Here is a 15,549-nt window from a genome sequence, read left to right on the forward strand (position 1 = left end):
GAGGATGCCGCATGATCCGCAACGACGTCTCCATCACGCCCGAACTCGTGCGCCAGCACGGCCTGACCGAGGACGAGTACCAGCGCTTCGTCGGGCTGATCGGGCGCGAGCCGACCATCACCGAGCTCGGCATCGTCTCGGCGATGTGGAACGAGCACTGCTCGTACAAGTCCTCGCGCCTCCACCTGAAGACGCTGCCGACCAAGGCGCCGTGGGTGATCCAGGGCCCGGGCGAGAATGCCGGCGTCATCGACATCGGCGACGGCCTCGCCTGCGTGTTCAAGATGGAGAGCCACAACCACCCGAGCTTCATCGAGCCCTATCAGGGCGCGGCGACCGGGGTCGGCGGCATCCTGCGCGACGTCTTCACAATGGGCGCGCGGCCGGTCGCGGCGCTCAACGCGCTGCGCTTCGGCTCGCCGGACCATCCGCGCACGCCACACCTCGTCTCGGGCGTGGTCGCGGGCATCGGCGGCTACGGCAATTCCTTCGGCGTGCCGACGGTCGGCGGGGCGGTGGGCTTCCACACCCGCTACGACGGCAACATCCTGGTCAACGCGATGGCGGTCGGCCTCGCGAAGACCGATTCGATCTTCTACGCCGCCGCCACGGGTGTGGGTAACCCGATCGTCTATCTCGGCTCGAAGACCGGCCGCGACGGCATCCACGGCGCCACCATGGCGTCCGCCGCCTTCGACGCCTCGTCGGAGGAGAAGCGCCCGACCGTGCAGGTCGGCGACCCCTTCGCCGAGAAGCTCCTGCTCGAGGCCTGCCTGGAGCTGATGCAGTCGGGCGCCGTGATCGCGATCCAGGACATGGGCGCGGCGGGGCTGACCTGCTCGGCGGTCGAGATGGGCGCCAAGGGCAATCTCGGCGTCGAGCTGAACCTCGACGCGGTGCCGACCCGCGAGCCCGGCATGACCGCCTACGAGATGATGCTGTCGGAGAGCCAGGAGCGCATGCTCATGGTGCTCAAGCCCGGCATGGAGAAGGAGGCCGAAGCCATCTTCGTGAAGTGGGGCCTCGACTTCGCGATCATCGGCCACACCACCGACACCCTCCGCTTCGTCATCAAGCATGGCGGCGAGACGGTGGCCGACCTGCCGATCAAGGAACTCGGCGACGAGGCCCCGCTCTACGACCGGCCGCACCGCCAGAACGCCTATCAGCCCGAGCTGAAGGCCGAGGATGTCGCGGCGCCGATGCGCAACGTCGATGCGCTGGCCAAGCTCGTCGGCTCGCCGGACCTGTGCTCGAAGCGCTGGGTCTACGAGCAGTACGACCACTTCATCCTCGGCAACACCGTGCAGAAGCCCGGCGGCGACGCCGCGGTGGTGCGGGTCGAGGACGGGCCGAAGGGCCTGGCGCTGACCACCGACGTCACCCCGCGCTACTGCGAGGCCGATCCGGTCGAGGGCGGCAAGCAGGCGGTGGCCGAGGCCTGGCGCAACATCACGGCGGTGGGCGGCCGTCCGCTGGCCATCACCGACAACCTCAATTTCGGCAACCCCGAGAAGCCGGAGGTGATGGGCCAGTTCGTCGGCTGCATCCAGGGCATCGGCGAGGCCTGCCGTGCCCTCGACTTCCCGGTCGTGTCCGGCAACGTCTCGCTCTACAACGAGACCGAGGGCGTCGGCATCCTACCGACCCCGTCGATCGGCGGCGTCGGGGTGATCGACAATGTCGAGACGATCGCCACCGTCGCCTTCAAGCGCGACGGCGACGCCCTGGTGCTGATCGGCGCCACCAAGGGCTGGCTCGGCCAGTCGGCCTATCTCGCCACGGTCTGCGGCCGCGAGGAGGGGGCGCCGCCCCCGGTCGATCTCGCCGCCGAGAAGCGCAACGGCGACTTCGTGCGCGGCCTCATCACCTCGGGGATCGTCGACACCGTCCACGACCTCTCCGATGGCGGCCTCGCCGTGGCCGTCGCCGAGATGGCGCTCGCCGGCAATATCGGCGCCGTTCTCCCGGAATGCCCGCTGCCGGTGGCGTGCCACGCCTACCTGTTCGGCGAGGACCAGGGCCGCTACCTCCTGGCGGTGGAGCCCGACGCGGTCGCCGACCTGCTCTACAGCGCCAGCGCGCAGGGCATCGACGCGGCGGTGATCGGCGTGACCGGCGCCGATTCGCTGACCCTGCCGGGCGACGAGATCATCGCCCTCGACGACCTGCGCAAGGCTCATGAGGGCTGGCTGCCGACCTACATGGCCGGTCCGACCGCCGACGCGGCCTAAGGAACAGGAGACGACCCGATGCCGATGGATGCCCGCGAGATCGAGGCGATGATCCGGGAGGCCCTGCCCGACGCCACGATCGAGATCCGCGACCTCGCCGGCGACGGCGACCACTATGCCGCCACCGTCGTGTCGGCGGCGTTCAAGGGCAAGTCGCGGGTGCAGCAGCACCAGATGGTCTATGGCGCGCTCCAGGGGCGCATGGGCGGCGTGCTGCACGCCCTTGCCCTGACCACGGGCGTGCCGCAGGATTGACGCCCTGATCGACGCCCTTGGGGGGCCGCCGCATGGACGAGATCCGTACGGATCAGCCGAGCCTCTACGACGAGGACGTCGTCGCCTGGGCGGAGCAGCAGGCGGCAGCCCTCCGCGCCCTCGGGGCGCGGCCTGACCTCTCGACCGTCCTCGACTGGGACAACATCATCGAGGAGGTCGAGTCGGTAGGGCGGTCGGAGATCAGCACGGTCGAGCGCGCGCTCCGCCTCGTGCTCGTCCACCTGATCAAGCACCTCTCGGCACCGCATCAGCCCCCGGCACAGCACTGGCGCTCGGAAATCGTGGCGTTCCAGATCACCGGGCGAGTCAGCTACCGCCCCTCGATGCGGCGGAAGATCAACCTCGACAAGGTCTGGCGCGATGCGGTCGTCCAGGCAGAGGCGGGCAGGCCTGCCCGAGACGTCGCCCTTCACGCTGGACGACCTCGCCGCCGAGAGCTTCGACATCGATCGCAGCCTGATACAACTCGCCGCGTCGCTCGCCTCCACGCGGCCGGCGCGGCGCCGGCGCTGAAAATGCCGCCGGATCGTCCGCCTTGGACATTCCGGCGGGCCATCCTTACATGACACCCGGAACGAGGACCGTAGCCATGACCGACGTCACCAGCCGCATCGAGACCGAGATCAAGTCCCAGGACGTGGTCGTGTTCATGAAGGGCACGCCGCAATTCCCGATGTGCGGCTTCTCGGGCCAGGTGGCCCAGATCCTCAACTACCTCGGCGTGCCGTTCAAGGGCGTGAACGTGCTCGAGGACATGGAGATCCGCGAGGGCATCAAGGCCTATTCGCAGTGGCCGACCATCCCGCAGGTCTACGTCAAGGGCGAGTTCGTCGGCGGCTGCGACATCACCCGCGAGATGTTCCAGTCCGGCGAGCTGCAGCAGCTCCTCTCCGAGAAGGGCATCGCCACCAACACCGCCGCGGCCTGATCCCGTAGACCCACGGCACCGGACGGACGAGGAAGGGCGCGCGAGCGCCCTTTTTCGTTGGCGGTGCGGCGAAACCCGCGCAGCATCCGACGCGTCTACACCGCAAGTGGCTGCTCTCGGGACGGCGACATGCGGGACGTGATCATCGTGGGCGGCGGGCCGGCGGGCCTGTCGGCGGCGCTCATCCTCGGGCGGTGCCGGCGCCGGGTGCTGCTGATCGATGCCGGCCACCCGCGCAACGCGGTGACGCCGCGCATGCACGGCTTCCTCGGCCGCGACGGCCACGCGCCCGGCTCCTTACGCGAGGAGGGAAGGCGGGAGCTTGCCGCCTACGACACGGTCGAGATCTGGGACGGGCGCGTCGTCGACGCGGTGCGGGCGCCGGACGGCTTCCGGGTGGTGATGGACGACCAGCGCCGGGCCGATGCCCGCCGGATGATCCTCGCCACCGGCCTGCGCACCGACCTGCCCGCCGTCGAGGGGTTTTCGGAGTTCTGGGGCCACGGCGTCCACCACTGCCCCTATTGCGACGGCTACGAGAACCGCGACCGGCCGCTCGCGGTCTACGGCCCGGGCGAATCGGCCAAGGGCCTGGCCCTCGAACTCACCGCCTGGAGCCGCGACCTGATCCTGTGCACCGATGGTCCCTGCGACCTCGCCGAAGCGGAGCAGGACCGCCTCGCCCGCCACGGCATCCGGATCGAGGAGCGCGCGGTCGCCCGGCTCGAGGGCGAGGATGGGCGGTTCTGCCGGGTGCGTCTGCGCGACGGGCAAGCCCTGGAATGCGGCGCGCTGTTCTTCACCACCGGGCCCTGCATCCCCTCCCCTCTCGTCGAGCGGCTCGGCTGCGACCTGTCGCGCAAGGGCACGGTCCCGACGGGCGACTACGAGGAGACCAACGTACCGGGGCTCTACGTGGCCGGCGACGCCTCGCGGCGGGTCCAGCTCGCCATCGTGGCGGCCGCCGAAGGGGCGATGGCCGCCTTCGCCATCAACACCGAACTGCTGCGCGAGGACACGCGCTGATTCGCCCGCCGATTCGCCCGAAGCGCCCCCGCCAGCATAGGGCAGGACATATTTCCGCCGATCGCCGCCGGATCACGTCTGCGCAAATAACTCGGCAACAGCAGGGGCTTGGCCGGCCAGGAGGCACATCCTGCCGACCTGGCTGAGCCGATAATCGTCCTGTCAAGACTTTATCGCATGGTGAAGGTTTGTTAGCCTTTATTCCAACGATCACGGGAGGGGCACCCATGATAGCGTTGGCGCAGGCATGGCGAGCCGGGCTGACCCGGCGCACGCAGCGCGCGGTCCTGAGCCGCGATGCCACCTTGCGGCAGACCGAGGCGGAGCCGCCCGAACATCACGAGCTCACCGTGCGGGAACTGATTCGCATGGCTCAATCCGCCCGTGCCGCGGCCGAATCGCGGGGCTGACGCCGGCGGCACCGTTCGGCGTGCCGGAAGGAGGCCCGGAGAGAAGCGAGAGGTGCGAGTTCACCCTCTCGTCGAGGCGGCAGGTCTGCCGGGACATACCCTGCAACGAGACCGGCGCAGATCGTCTTCCTGGCCAGTCTATCGCGGGCCGCTCCGCCATACACCGGCAAGCTTGCAAGTCGAACCGGCCAGTCGTCGTGCATCCAGTCTGAAGAGCCTGGCCCTCTCTGCCTCCGGACGCTTCCGCGCATGACAGCGGAACCGACTACGGCCGCTCCGGGTTGAATTGGCGAATAGGTCAGTCGCGGCCTCCGAGACTCGCTCGCTTCTCCGCGACGATGGTTTCGTCGTCGTCCGATGCGCGTTGGAGACCGGCTCCGGGCGCATCGCACCGGTTCCGACGACGAGCGGGTGAGATTTCGGGCGTGCGGTTTCGCGGGCGATTCGGTATTCGCCATCCGCTGAGTCACCCCGTCACCCCGATTCGCCGCAACGCTTGGCGGATCATCATGCGCTGCACAATGCCCGGCGTGCGTTAGCACACGCCGACCATGTGCGCGCCCCGCTAGAACCTCCGGCACTGTTGCGAGATGCGGCTACCGTCTTTCGGCGGTAGGCCGAAACTTTTTCTTGCACGGTGACGCGCGGTACGGAACGGTACAAGTTCTTCGCCGTTACTGGTTCTCTAGCGTGAGTTTGCGTACCCCCCATCAGCCACGGGCCGCGCGCCCGGGGGATCATCATGCCCGATTTCGAGTCACGGAACCTCGACGACGCCGAGAGCCTCGCCCGCCTCGCCGAGCTTCTTCATCCCACGAAGGCCGCCCGGACCGAGGCCAAGGCCCGCGGGCGGCGGCGTGCCGCGGCCGGCTTCCTCCCGACGCAGGCCCCGGCGCCGGCCGGCCAGCCGGTCCCGAATCTCCAGCACGCCTGAGCGCCGTCACCAGGCCTGCGGGGTGATCAGCCCCTTGGTGGTGACGACGACCCAGCTCCGTCCGCGGCGCTCGATCGCCTCGACCCGGCCGGCCCCCGGCAACGTGTCGCCCGGACCGACCTCCACGAGGCGGCGGTTGCGGTTCTCGATCATCGCCATCCCGTCATAGACGTCGCGCAGCACCCACCCCTCGACGGTGCCCGGCTTCGCCGCGGGCTTGTCGGGCAGGCTGCCGGTCAGGGCCGGCTCCGCCGCCGCGACGTGCTTCGGGGCGACCACGGGGGCGACGGGCGCCGGCGCGGCCGGCGCCGCGGCGACCGGGATCGTGCCCTGGCGCTTCTCCGCCTTGTCGAGCTTGTCCGTCAGCGCCGCGAGACGGATCGCCTGCTCGCGGTCGGCATGGTCCTGCCGCTCGGCCAGGGCGGTGAGGCGCTCGGTCAGCGCCGCGACCTTGCCGGAAAGCTCGCCGTCCTGGCGCTGCAGGCGCTCGAGGCGCTCGGAGATCTGGCCCAGGCGGGCTCCGGCCTCGGCGCGGCCCTTGTCGACGGAATCGTGGGCCTGGATCGTGCGGTCGCGCAGGAGCGACAGGTCGGTGGCGAGACGGGCGGACTCGGCGGTGCCGGCCTCGACCTTGGCGCCGAGGCGCGCCCATTCGGCCTGCGGGATGCCGGGCCCGCCACCCTGGACGGCGCCCATCAGCGCCACCGTGGCGCCGCCGGCCAGCGCGCCGATGCAGCCGGCGCAGAGAAGGCCCGCCAGCGTCGTCGTCTTCAGCTTCAGCAGCCCGGACAGGCCCGCGAACCCGCTCCTGGCCGGAGCGGGCGCCTGGGTCGGCGCCGCACCGTTCGGGGCCGGCGCGCCGGCGACGTCGTTCTGATCCACCATGACCCGAGCTTCCCAGAAATCCAGGAAGGTTTGAGTAACCATGTTTGCTTAATCGATGGTTACCGGGCCGATGGCGTCACGCCGCACGGAGGAGGCCCGGGCCTTCCCGGCCCGGGCCCGCATGTCCGGTCATGCCAGCGCCGGCAGCACCCGCTCGATCTCGGCCCTGTGCGGCTCGAGGAAGGCCGGCAGCTTCAAGGCCTCGCCGAGGGCCTCCGCCGGCTCGTCGGCGGCGAAGCCCGGCGCGTCGGTGGCGATCTCGAACAGCACGCCGCCGGGCTCCCGGAAGTAGACCGAGCGGAAGTAGTTGCGGTCGCGCTGCTCCGTCACCTGCAGGCCGAGCGCCCCGGCCCGCTCCGCCATCGCTTCCTGCGCCGCGTCGTCGACCGCCCGGAAGGCGACGTGGTGGACCGAGCCGCCGCCCGAGCGGCCCGGCAGGAAGTCACCGACCTCCCGGAGCGTGACGGATGCACCGAGCCCGGCGCTGCCCTGGTAGCGGGTGAGCGAGCCCTCCCGTCCCGTCTCGGCGAACCCGAACACCTCGGTGAGCACCCGCGCCGTGGGGGCGGCCTCGCGCAGCATCAGGGTCACGCCGTGGAAGCCGCGGACCGCGTGCTCGGCCGGCACATCGGCTCCGCCCCAGGCCGGCTCGGCCTCGGCGCCGGCGACGCCCACCAGGGCGAGCCGCATCCCGTCGGGATCGCGGAACGGCAGCACCGTCTCGCCGAAGACCTTGGCGGGGGCCTCGAAGGCGATGCCGGCCGCGACCAGCCGGTGCGTCCAGTAGCCGATCGAGCCCGCCGGCACCCGGAACGCCGTCTCCTCGGTCTGCCCGACCCCGACCCGCCCCGGAGCGACGTGCTCCCAGGGAAAGAAGGTCAGGATCGTGCCGGGCGCGCCGCCCGCATCGCCGTAATACAGGTGGTAGGTGCCGGGATCGTCGAAGTTGACGGTCTTCTTGACGAGCCGCAGCCCGAGGACCCGGGTGTAGAAATCGACGTTGCGGCGCGCCGGGCCCGAGATGGCGGTGACGTGGTGCAGACCGGCGGAAGCGGTGGTGGTGGTCGTCGTCATGGTGGTCGTCGTCATGGTGGTCGTCATGGCCGAGAACTCCCGGTAGGCGGGCCGGCGGGGAAAGCCGTCGGGATCGCCGCGATGGAGGCAATCTAGGGATTGCCCCGGCGGCCAGAAATAGAAACAATCGAAACCCATCGTTTCTGGATGCGATCATGCCGCTGCCCGATTTCGAGGCCTGGGCCATCTTCGCCCGAGTGGCGCAGACCGCCTCGTTCTCCCGCGCCGCCACCGAGCTCGGCCTGTCGAAGGCCACGGTCTCGAAGGCGGTGAGCCGGCTCGAGCGGCGCCTCGGCGCGGCCCTCCTGCACCGCACGTCACGGCGCCTCGCCCTCACCGAGGCCGGGCGCCTCGCCCTCGACGGTGCCGCCCGCATCCTCGCCGCCGGCGAGGCGGCGGAGGCCGAGGCCCTGGCGCAATCGGCCTCGCCGCGGGGCCTGGTGCGCCTCGCCGCCCCGATGTCGTTCGGGCTGGCCCATGTGGCGCCGCTCCTGCCCGACTTCCTCGCCGAGCATCCCGAGGTCGCCGTCGACCTGCACTTGAGCGACGCGCAGGTCGACCTCGTCGGCGACGGCTTCGACCTGGGGCTCCGCATCGCGGCTCTGGCCGATTCGAGCCTGCGCCTGCGCCGCCTCTGCGCCGTCGGCCGCTCCCTGGTGGCGGCGCCGGCCTATCTCGACCGCGCCGGGCGGCCGACGCATCCGCGCGACCTCGCCGGTCATGCCTGCCTCGGCTACGCCTACCTGCCGAACCCGGAGCGCTGGCACTTCCACGACGCGACCGGCGCGGACATCACCGTGACGCCGGCCGGGCGGCTCAGGGCGAACAACGCCGACGCGCTGACGCCGGCTTTGCGCGCCGGCCTCGGCCTCGCGGTGCAGCCGGATTTCCTGGTCTGGGACGACCTGCGCGCCGGACGGCTGGAACGGGCGATGCCCGGCTGGTCGCCGCCGCCGGTCGGCCTCAACCTGCTGATGCCGCCGGGCGCCGCCCGGCCGGCCCGGGTCACCGCCCTGGTGGCGTTCCTCGAGCGGCGGCTCGCCACGGCGCCATGGGCGTCCGAATCCTTCGCCGGTCCGGGTTACAGAAGCGCCGGCCCGTAACAATGTGGCTTTACAAGGCCCGCGGAATCGCCGAGGGGGCGCATACGACCTTCGTCGTAGGACCGTAGGCGGCCGCGCCATGCGCGGCCTCTCCCGTTTTGTTAGACTAGGTCCTTGATTTCACCGCATTTTTTGCACCCGGCTCGGGTTCCCACACGGGTCAAAAGGTGCTCTAAGCTCGGTGCGGGGGCCGAGAAGGAAGAATGCGATGAAGTTCCGCGTCGAGGTCGATTGCACCCCGGTCGAGGCACGCCAGTTCGTGGGTCTTCCCAACGTGGAGCCGCTTCAGGCGGCGGTGATGGCCGAGGTCGAGCGGCGCATGATGGCCGAGATGGACCGCTTCTCACCCGATGCGATCATGCGCAGCTGGTTCACCGTCTTTCCCCAGGGAGCGGACCAGATGCAGAACATGTTCCTCAAGATGTTCCAGCAGGGCTTCGGAGCGTCCCCGTCCCCGCCGGCCAAGACCGAATCGCGTAACCCGTCGGAGTCCTGACGTTTTCGCCGGGCCGGGGACGGTTCCGGGTTTCCGCACCGCAACGACGCGGATGATGCGGATGCTCAGAACCGCAGCCAATGCTGGATGAGCTAAATCCTTGCAATATCAGATGAGTTGCGAAAGCATGGCGGTGGCACGAACGATGCTGACGTCTGCGCCAACTCGACCCGCCGTTCGAGTGTGACCTTAGGGAGGACAACGTGGAACGCAGTCGCGATCTCGACCCGGTCGAGACCCAGGAGTGGCTCGACTCGCTCGACGGCGTGCTGGAGGTTGAGGGCCCGGAGCGGGCGCACTTCCTCATCGAGCAGGTCATCGAGGGCGCCCGCAAGAAGGGCGCGCCGGTTCCGTACTCGGCCAACACCGCGTACCTGAACACGATTCCGGTCGACAAGCAGGATCCCCATCCGGGCGACCGGGTGATCGAGCACCGCATCCGCTCGGCGATCCGCTGGAACGCGATCGCGATCATCCTGCGCAACAACAAGGATTCGTCCGAGCTGGGCGGCCACATCGCCAGCTTCCAGTCGGCGGCGACCCTCTACGACACCGGCTTCATGCATTTCTGGCACGGTGCCGAGGGCGACCGTGGCGGCGACCTGATCTACGTCCAGGGCCATTCCTCGCCGGGCATCTACGCCCGCGCCTACCTGGAGGGGCGCCTGACCGAGGAGCAGATGCTGAGCTTCCGCCAGGAAGTCGGCGGCAAGGGCCTCTCGTCCTATCCGCATCCCTGGCTGATGCCGGATTTCTGGCAGTTCCCGACCGTCTCGATGGGCTTGGGGCCCCTGATGGCGATCTACCAGGCCCGGTACCTGCGCTACCTGCACCATCGCGGCCTCGCCAACACCGACGGCCGCAAGGTCTGGGCCTTCATGGGCGACGGCGAGATGGACGAGCCCGAGTCCCTCGGCGCGATCTCGCTGGCGGCGCGCGAGAAGCTCGACAACCTGGTCTTCGTCATCAACTGCAACCTGCAGCGCCTCGACGGCCCGGTGCGCGGCAACGGCAAGATCGTCCAGGAACTCGAGGCCAACTTCCGCGGCGCCGGCTGGAACGTCATCAAGGTGCTGTGGGGTTCGGGCTGGGACCAGCTGCTCGCCCGCGACACCACCGGCATGCTGGCGCGCCTGATGGAGGAGTGCGTCGACGGCGAGTACCAGGACTTCAAGTCGAAGAACGGCGCCTATATCCGCGAGCACTTCTTCGGCAAGTACCCGGAGACCGCGGCGCTCGTGAAGGACTGGAGCGACGACGACATCTGGCGCCTGACCCGCGGCGGCCACGACCCGAGCAAGGTCTTCGCGGCCTATTCGGCGGCCGTGAAGCACAAGGGCCAGCCGACCCTCATCCTCGCCAAGACCGTCAAGGGCTACGGCATGGGCGAGGCGGGTGAAGCGCAGAACATCACCCACCAGCAGAAGAAGATGGGCGAGGCGGTTCTCAAGCAGTTCCGCGACCGCTTCCAGATCGACCTCAACGACGAACAGATCGCCGAGATCCCGTTCATCCGCTTCCCCGAGGGGTCGCCGGAGCACGAGTACCTGATGGCCCGGCGCAAGGCGCTGGGCGGCCCGCTGCCGGCCCGGCGCCAGACGTCGCAAGCCTTGCAGGTGCCGCCGCTCGACGCCTTCTCGGCCCAGCTGAAGGAGACCGCGGGCCGCGAGATCTCCACCACCATGGCCTTCGTGCGGGTGCTCAACACCCTCCTGCGCGACAAGAACATCGGCAACCGCATCGTGCCGATCGTGCCCGACGAGAGCCGGACCTTCGGCATGGAGGGCATGTTCCGGCAGTTCGGCATCTTCAGCCAGGTCGGCCAGCTCTACCGGCCGGAAGATGCCAACCAGCTGATGTATTACCGTGAGGACGAGAAGGGCCAGATGCTCCAGGAGGGCATCAACGAGGCAGGCGCGATGTCGTCCTGGATCGCGGCCGCGACCTCGTACTCGCATTCCGACGCGCCGACGATCCCGTTCTACATCTACTACTCGATGTTCGGGTTCCAGCGCATCGGCGACCTGGCCTGGGCCGCCGGCGACATGCGCGCCCGCGGCTTCATGATCGGCGGCACCGCCGGCCGCACGACCCTCAACGGCGAGGGCCTGCAGCACGAGGACGGCCACAGCCACCTGATCTCGGCCACCATCCCGAACTGCGTCTCCTACGACCCGACCTTCTCCTACGAGGTGGCGGTGATCGTGCAGGACGGCCTGCGCCGGATGTATGCCGAGCAGGAGGACGTGTTCTACTACATCACGGTGATGAACGAGAACTACGAGCATCCCGGCATGCCCGAAGGGGCCGAGGCCGGGATCCTCAAGGGGATGTACCTGTTCCGCGAAGGCAAGGCCGGCGCCAAGAACCGCGTCCAGCTGATGGGCTCGGGCACGATCCTGCGCGAGGTCATCGCCGGGGCCGAGCTGCTCGAGCAGGATTTCGGCATCGCCGCCGACATCTGGTCCTGCCCGAGCTTCACGGAACTCCGCCGCGAGGCGATGGCGGTGGAGCGCTGGAACCTGCTCCACCCGACCGAGACGCAGAAGAAGTCCTATGTCGAGACCTGCCTCGAAGGCCGCCAGGGCCCGGTGATCGCGGCGACCGACTACATGCGTCTCTTCGCCGACCAGATCCGCCCCTACGTCCCGGGCCGCTACAAGGTCCTCGGCACCGACGGCTTCGGCCGCTCGGATTACCGGGTGCGCCTGCGCGAGTTCTTCGAGGTCAACCGCTACTGGGTCGCCGTCGCGGCGCTCAAGAGCCTGGCCGAGGAGGGCGCCGTGCCGGCCGCCAAGGTCGCCGAGGCGATCGCCAAGTACGGGCTGAACCCGGAGAAGCCGGCCCCCTGGACGGTCTGAGCCCACGAAACCCGCGTGGCCGCTCCCCCCCGCGCAAGCGGGAGGGGAAGGCCTCGTGCGGCCCGGACAGGCCATCTGCATAAAGACGACTTAATCAAATCGATTGGGAGAGTGCGCAGTGTCGATCGAGGTCAAGATCCCGGATATCGGTGATTTCAAGGACATCCCGATCATCGAGATCCTGGTGAAGGAAGGCGACACCATCGGGGCCGAGGACCCGATCGTCTCGCTCGAATCCGACAAGGCGACGATGGAGGTGCCGTCCCCGTCGGCCGGCGTGATCGAGAAGATCCTGGTCAAGGTCGGCGACAAGGTGAGCGAGGGCAGCGCGGTCCTGCTGCTGAAGGGCGAGGGCGAGGCCAAGGCGCCGGCCGCCGCCTCCGCGGCGACCCCGAGCGCCGGCGCGGCGCCGTCCGCCGACACCGCCGCCCTGATGCCGCAGCAGGAGCCGGATCCGGCCAAGCCCGCCGCTCCCCCGGTCCCGGCGGCGCCCGCCTCGTCCGCGCCCGACTTCTCGAACGTCCATGCCAGCCCCGCCGTGCGGCGCCTCGCCCGCGAGCTCGGCGTCGATCTCACCGCCATCAAGGGCTCCGGCGAGAAGGGCCGGATCACCAAGGAGGACGTGAAGGGCTCGCTGGTGCGCTCCGCCGCCCCCGCGGCCTCGGCCGGCGCCGTCGCGCCGACCGGCGGCATGGGCATCCCGGAGATCCCGGCGGTCGATTTCTCGAAGTTCGGCCCGACCGAGGTCAAGCCGCTGCCGCGGATCAAGAAGATCTCCGGCCCGCACCTGCACCGCGCCTGGCTCAACGTGCCGCTCGTCACCCATTCGGACGAGTCGGACATCACCGAGACCGACGCCTACCGCAAGGAACTCGACACCGCCGGCAAGGACAAGGGCTACCGCGTCACCCTGCTGTCGTTCCTGATCAAGGCCGCGGTCTCGGCTCTGCGTCAGCATCCGGAGTTCAATTCGTCGCTGAACCCCGAGAAGGACGCGCTGATCCTCAAGAAGTACTACAACATCGGCGTCGCCGTCGACACGCCGGACGGCCTCGTCGTCCCGGTGGTCAAGGATGCCGACCGCAAGGGCATCGTTGAGATCAGCCAGGAGCTGGGCTCGCTGTCGAAGAAGGCCCGCGACGGCAAGCTGGGCAGCGGCGACATGCAGGGCGCCACCTTCACGATCTCGTCGCTCGGCGGCATCGGCGGCACCGGCTTCACGCCGCTCGTCAACGCCCCCGAGGTCGCGATCCTGGGCGTGGTGCGCTCCAAGATGGCGCCGGTCTGGAACGGCTCCGAGTTCAAGCCGCGGCTGATGCTGCCGCTCTCGGTCTCCTACGACCACCGCGTGATCGACGGCGCGCTCGCGGCGCGCTTCACCCGCCACCTCGCCCACGTCCTCGAGGACGTCCGGCGCCTCGTCGTCTGACGATGGCTAAGAGCAACAGCGAGGCGATCCGATGAGCAACGAAGTCCGTCTGCCGGACATCGGCGACTTCAAGAACGTCCCGGTGATCGAGGTGCTGGTCAAGGCCGGCGACACGATCGCGGTCGACGACACCATCGTCGTCCTGGAATCCGACAAGGCGACCATGGACGTCCCCTCCTCCGTGGCCGGCAAGGTCGTGGAGGTGAAGGTCAAGCCCGGCGACAAGGTCACGGAAGGCGACCTGCTCCTGGTGCTGGAGGGCGCCGCGGCGGCGAGCACCGCGAAGCCCGCTTCCGCCGAGAAGGCGGCCCCGGCAGCGGCCGGCGGCTCGCCGCTCGCGGCGGGTGCGGGCCAGGCCGGCTACGGCTCGCCCGCCACCGCCGGCGGGACGGGGGCCTCCGCGGCCCCGGCCCCGAAGGGCGCGGCCCCCGTCTCCGGCGAGGAGATGCGGGCCGAGGTGCTGGTGCTCGGCGCCGGCCCCGGCGGCTACACGGCGGCGTTCCGCGCCGCCGATCTCGGCAAGAAGGTCGTGCTGGTCGAGCGCTGGTCGAGCCTCGGCGGGGTGTGCCTCAATGTCGGCTGCATCCCCTCGAAGGCCCTGCTCCACGCCGCCAAGGTGATCGACGAGAGCCAGGCCATGGCCTCGCACGGCATCAGCTTCGCGGCGCCCCAGATCGACATCGATCAGTTGCGGAGCTGGAAGGAAGGCGTGGTCAAGCGCCTGACCGGCGGCCTCGGGGGTCTCGCCAAGCAGCGCAAGGTGACGGTGGTGACCGGCACCGCCCGCTTCGTCAGCCCGCACCAGATCGAGGTCGAGCACGAAGGCACCAAGACGGTCATCGGCTTCGACAACGCGATCATCGCGGCCGGGTCCGAGCCGATCAAGATGCCGTTCATCCCGCACGACGACCCGCGGGTGATCGACTCGACCGGCGCGCTGGAGCTGGACGGGGTGCCGAAGCGCCTCCTCGTCATCGGCGGCGGCATCATCGGCCTCGAGATGGCGACGGTCTACCACGCCCTCGGGTCCAAGGTGACCATCGTCGAGCTGATGGACCAGATCATCCCCGGCGCCGACAAGGACATCGTCACCCCGCTCTTCAAGCGGATCTCGAAGCAGTACGAGGCGATCCACCTCAAGGCCAAGGTCACGGCGGTCGAGGCGCTGCCCGAAGGCCTCAAGGTGACGTTCGAGGGCGGCTCGGCGCCGGCGACCGACACCTTCGACAAGATCCTGGTCTCGGTCGGCCGCCGTCCCAACGGCAAGCTGATCAACGCCGAGGCCGCCGGCGTCGCGGTGGACGAGCGGGGCTTCATCCCGGTCGACAAGCAGATGCGCACGACGGCACCGCACATCTTCGCCATCGGCGACGTGGTCGGCCAGCCGATGCTCGCCCACAAGGCGGTGCACGAGGGCAAGGTCGCGGCGGAAGCCGCCGCCGGCAAGAACTCGTTCTTCGACGCCAAGGTGATCCCGTCGGTGGCCTATACCGATCCGGAGGTGGCCTGGGTCGGCCTCTCGGAAACCGAGGCCAAGGCCAAGGGCATCAAGGTCGGCAAGGGCGTCTTTCCCTGGGCGGCGAGCGGCCGCTCGCTGTCGCTCGGGCGCGACGAGGGCCTGACCAAGGTGCTGTTCGACGAGGAGTCGAACCGCATCGTCGGCTGCGGCATCGTCGGCCCCTCGGCCGGCGACCTGATCGCCGAAGCCGCGCTCGCCATCGAGATGGGGGCGGATGCCGAGGATATCGGTCTCACCATCCACCCGCACCCGACCCTGTCGGAGACGGTCGGCATGGCGGCCGAGGCCTTCGAAGGCACGATCACCGACCTCTACATGCCGAAGAAGAAGGCGCATTGAGGCAGGTCTGCAAGGTGGGGCGGCGGCGACGCTGC

At 69.6% G+C, this 15,549-nt stretch carries 14 protein-coding genes; 12 read left to right on the forward strand and 2 right to left on the reverse strand.

Annotated elements, in window-relative coordinates:
• The first annotated feature begins 11 nt into the window (after positions 1-11).
• The 7 genes from purL (at position 12) to VQ03_RS09675 (ending at position 5,808) form a co-directional block, all read left to right on the forward strand.
• Complete coding sequence (gene purL / locus VQ03_RS09645) at positions 12-2,234, forward strand: phosphoribosylformylglycinamidine synthase subunit PurL (RefSeq protein WP_048450661.1); 2,223 nt, start codon at positions 12-14, stop codon at positions 2,232-2,234.
• Positions 2,235-2,252: 18 nt separating this feature from the next.
• Positions 2,253-2,489 carry a BolA family protein gene (locus VQ03_RS09650; protein ID WP_048444429.1) on the forward strand — a complete coding sequence of 79 codons (237 nt, stop codon included), beginning with the start codon at positions 2,253-2,255 and terminating at the stop codon, positions 2,487-2,489.
• Between the two features lie 32 nt (positions 2,490-2,521).
• Positions 2,522-3,076: a DUF29 domain-containing protein gene (locus VQ03_RS09655; protein WP_245292024.1), complete on the forward strand. Its 555-nt coding sequence runs from the start codon at positions 2,522-2,524 to the stop codon at positions 3,074-3,076.
• Between the two features lie 23 nt (positions 3,077-3,099).
• A complete protein-coding gene (gene grxD / locus VQ03_RS09660) occupies positions 3,100-3,438 on the forward strand; it encodes a Grx4 family monothiol glutaredoxin (RefSeq protein ID WP_048450662.1) in 339 nt (112 codons plus the stop codon).
• 129 nt (positions 3,439-3,567) lie between these two features.
• Complete coding sequence (locus VQ03_RS09665; protein ID WP_048450663.1) at positions 3,568-4,464, forward strand: NAD(P)/FAD-dependent oxidoreductase; 897 nt, start codon at positions 3,568-3,570, stop codon at positions 4,462-4,464.
• Between the two features lie 227 nt (positions 4,465-4,691).
• Positions 4,692-4,874: a hypothetical protein gene (locus tag VQ03_RS09670; protein ID WP_048450664.1), complete on the forward strand. Its 183-nt coding sequence runs from the start codon at positions 4,692-4,694 to the stop codon at positions 4,872-4,874.
• Between the two features lie 742 nt (positions 4,875-5,616).
• Entirely contained in the window at positions 5,617-5,808 is a 192-nt protein-coding gene (locus VQ03_RS09675) for a hypothetical protein (protein WP_048450665.1), read from the forward strand.
• A 6-nt stretch (positions 5,809-5,814) separates the two neighbouring features.
• Here VQ03_RS09675 and VQ03_RS09680 read toward each other — a convergent pair whose 3' ends face one another.
• Both VQ03_RS09680 and VQ03_RS09685 read right to left on the reverse strand, forming a co-directional pair.
• Positions 5,815-6,693, reverse strand: coding sequence for a coiled-coil domain-containing protein (locus tag VQ03_RS09680; protein ID WP_048450666.1), 879 nt, complete (start codon positions 6,691-6,693; stop codon positions 5,815-5,817).
• 129 nt (positions 6,694-6,822) lie between these two features.
• On the reverse strand, positions 6,823-7,794 hold the full coding sequence (locus tag VQ03_RS09685) for a ring-cleaving dioxygenase (RefSeq protein WP_245292025.1): 972 nt from the start codon (positions 7,792-7,794) through the stop codon (positions 6,823-6,825).
• Positions 7,795-7,922: 128 nt separating this feature from the next.
• Here VQ03_RS09685 and VQ03_RS09690 point away from each other — a divergent pair, with 128 nt between their 5' ends.
• The 5 genes from VQ03_RS09690 (at position 7,923) to lpdA (ending at position 15,514) form a co-directional block, all read left to right on the forward strand.
• Positions 7,923-8,870: a LysR family transcriptional regulator gene (locus tag VQ03_RS09690; protein WP_048450667.1), complete on the forward strand. Its 948-nt coding sequence runs from the start codon at positions 7,923-7,925 to the stop codon at positions 8,868-8,870.
• A 208-nt stretch (positions 8,871-9,078) separates the two neighbouring features.
• Positions 9,079-9,366 carry a DUF6489 family protein gene (locus VQ03_RS09695; RefSeq protein ID WP_048450668.1) on the forward strand — a complete coding sequence of 96 codons (288 nt, stop codon included), beginning with the start codon at positions 9,079-9,081 and terminating at the stop codon, positions 9,364-9,366.
• Between the two features lie 203 nt (positions 9,367-9,569).
• Positions 9,570-12,227 (forward strand): pyruvate dehydrogenase (acetyl-transferring), homodimeric type, encoded by a 2,658-nt coding sequence (aceE, locus tag VQ03_RS09700; RefSeq protein ID WP_048450669.1) that lies wholly within the window; start codon positions 9,570-9,572, stop codon positions 12,225-12,227.
• A 118-nt stretch (positions 12,228-12,345) separates the two neighbouring features.
• A complete protein-coding gene (gene aceF, locus VQ03_RS09705) occupies positions 12,346-13,656 on the forward strand; it encodes a dihydrolipoyllysine-residue acetyltransferase (protein ID WP_048450670.1) in 1,311 nt (436 codons plus the stop codon).
• 31 nt (positions 13,657-13,687) lie between these two features.
• The gene (gene lpdA, locus VQ03_RS09710; protein ID WP_048450671.1) at positions 13,688-15,514 is read left to right on the forward strand and encodes a dihydrolipoyl dehydrogenase; all 1,827 of its coding nucleotides are present in this window, start codon (positions 13,688-13,690) and stop codon (positions 15,512-15,514) included.
• Positions 15,515-15,549 lie beyond the last annotated feature (35 nt).

Source organism: Methylobacterium tarhaniae, from assembly GCF_001043955.1.
Lineage (GTDB): Bacteria > Pseudomonadota > Alphaproteobacteria > Rhizobiales > Beijerinckiaceae > Methylobacterium > Methylobacterium tarhaniae.

What these genes read in the sequence shown, in the direction of transcription:
- purL (WP_048450661.1), top strand. Translation starts at nt 12, where the DNA reads ATGATCCGCAACGACGTCTCCATCACGCCCGAACTCGTGCGCCAGCAC.
- VQ03_RS09650 (WP_048444429.1), top strand. Translation starts at nt 2,253, where the DNA reads ATGCCGATGGATGCCCGCGAGATCGAGGCGATGATCCGGGAGGCCCTG.
- VQ03_RS09655 (WP_245292024.1), top strand. Translation starts at nt 2,522, where the DNA reads ATGGACGAGATCCGTACGGATCAGCCGAGCCTCTACGACGAGGACGTC.
- grxD (WP_048450662.1), top strand. Translation starts at nt 3,100, where the DNA reads ATGACCGACGTCACCAGCCGCATCGAGACCGAGATCAAGTCCCAGGAC.
- VQ03_RS09665 (WP_048450663.1), top strand. Translation starts at nt 3,568, where the DNA reads ATGCGGGACGTGATCATCGTGGGCGGCGGGCCGGCGGGCCTGTCGGCG.
- VQ03_RS09670 (WP_048450664.1), top strand. Translation starts at nt 4,692, where the DNA reads ATGATAGCGTTGGCGCAGGCATGGCGAGCCGGGCTGACCCGGCGCACG.
- VQ03_RS09675 (WP_048450665.1), top strand. Translation starts at nt 5,617, where the DNA reads ATGCCCGATTTCGAGTCACGGAACCTCGACGACGCCGAGAGCCTCGCC.
- VQ03_RS09680 (WP_048450666.1), bottom strand. Translation starts at nt 6,693, where the DNA reads ATGGTGGATCAGAACGACGTCGCCGGCGCGCCGGCCCCGAACGGTGCG.
- VQ03_RS09685 (WP_245292025.1), bottom strand. Translation starts at nt 7,794, where the DNA reads ATGACGACCACCATGACGACGACCACCATGACGACGACCACCACCACC.
- VQ03_RS09690 (WP_048450667.1), top strand. Translation starts at nt 7,923, where the DNA reads ATGCCGCTGCCCGATTTCGAGGCCTGGGCCATCTTCGCCCGAGTGGCG.
- VQ03_RS09695 (WP_048450668.1), top strand. Translation starts at nt 9,079, where the DNA reads ATGAAGTTCCGCGTCGAGGTCGATTGCACCCCGGTCGAGGCACGCCAG.
- lpdA (WP_048450671.1), top strand. Translation starts at nt 13,688, where the DNA reads ATGAGCAACGAAGTCCGTCTGCCGGACATCGGCGACTTCAAGAACGTC.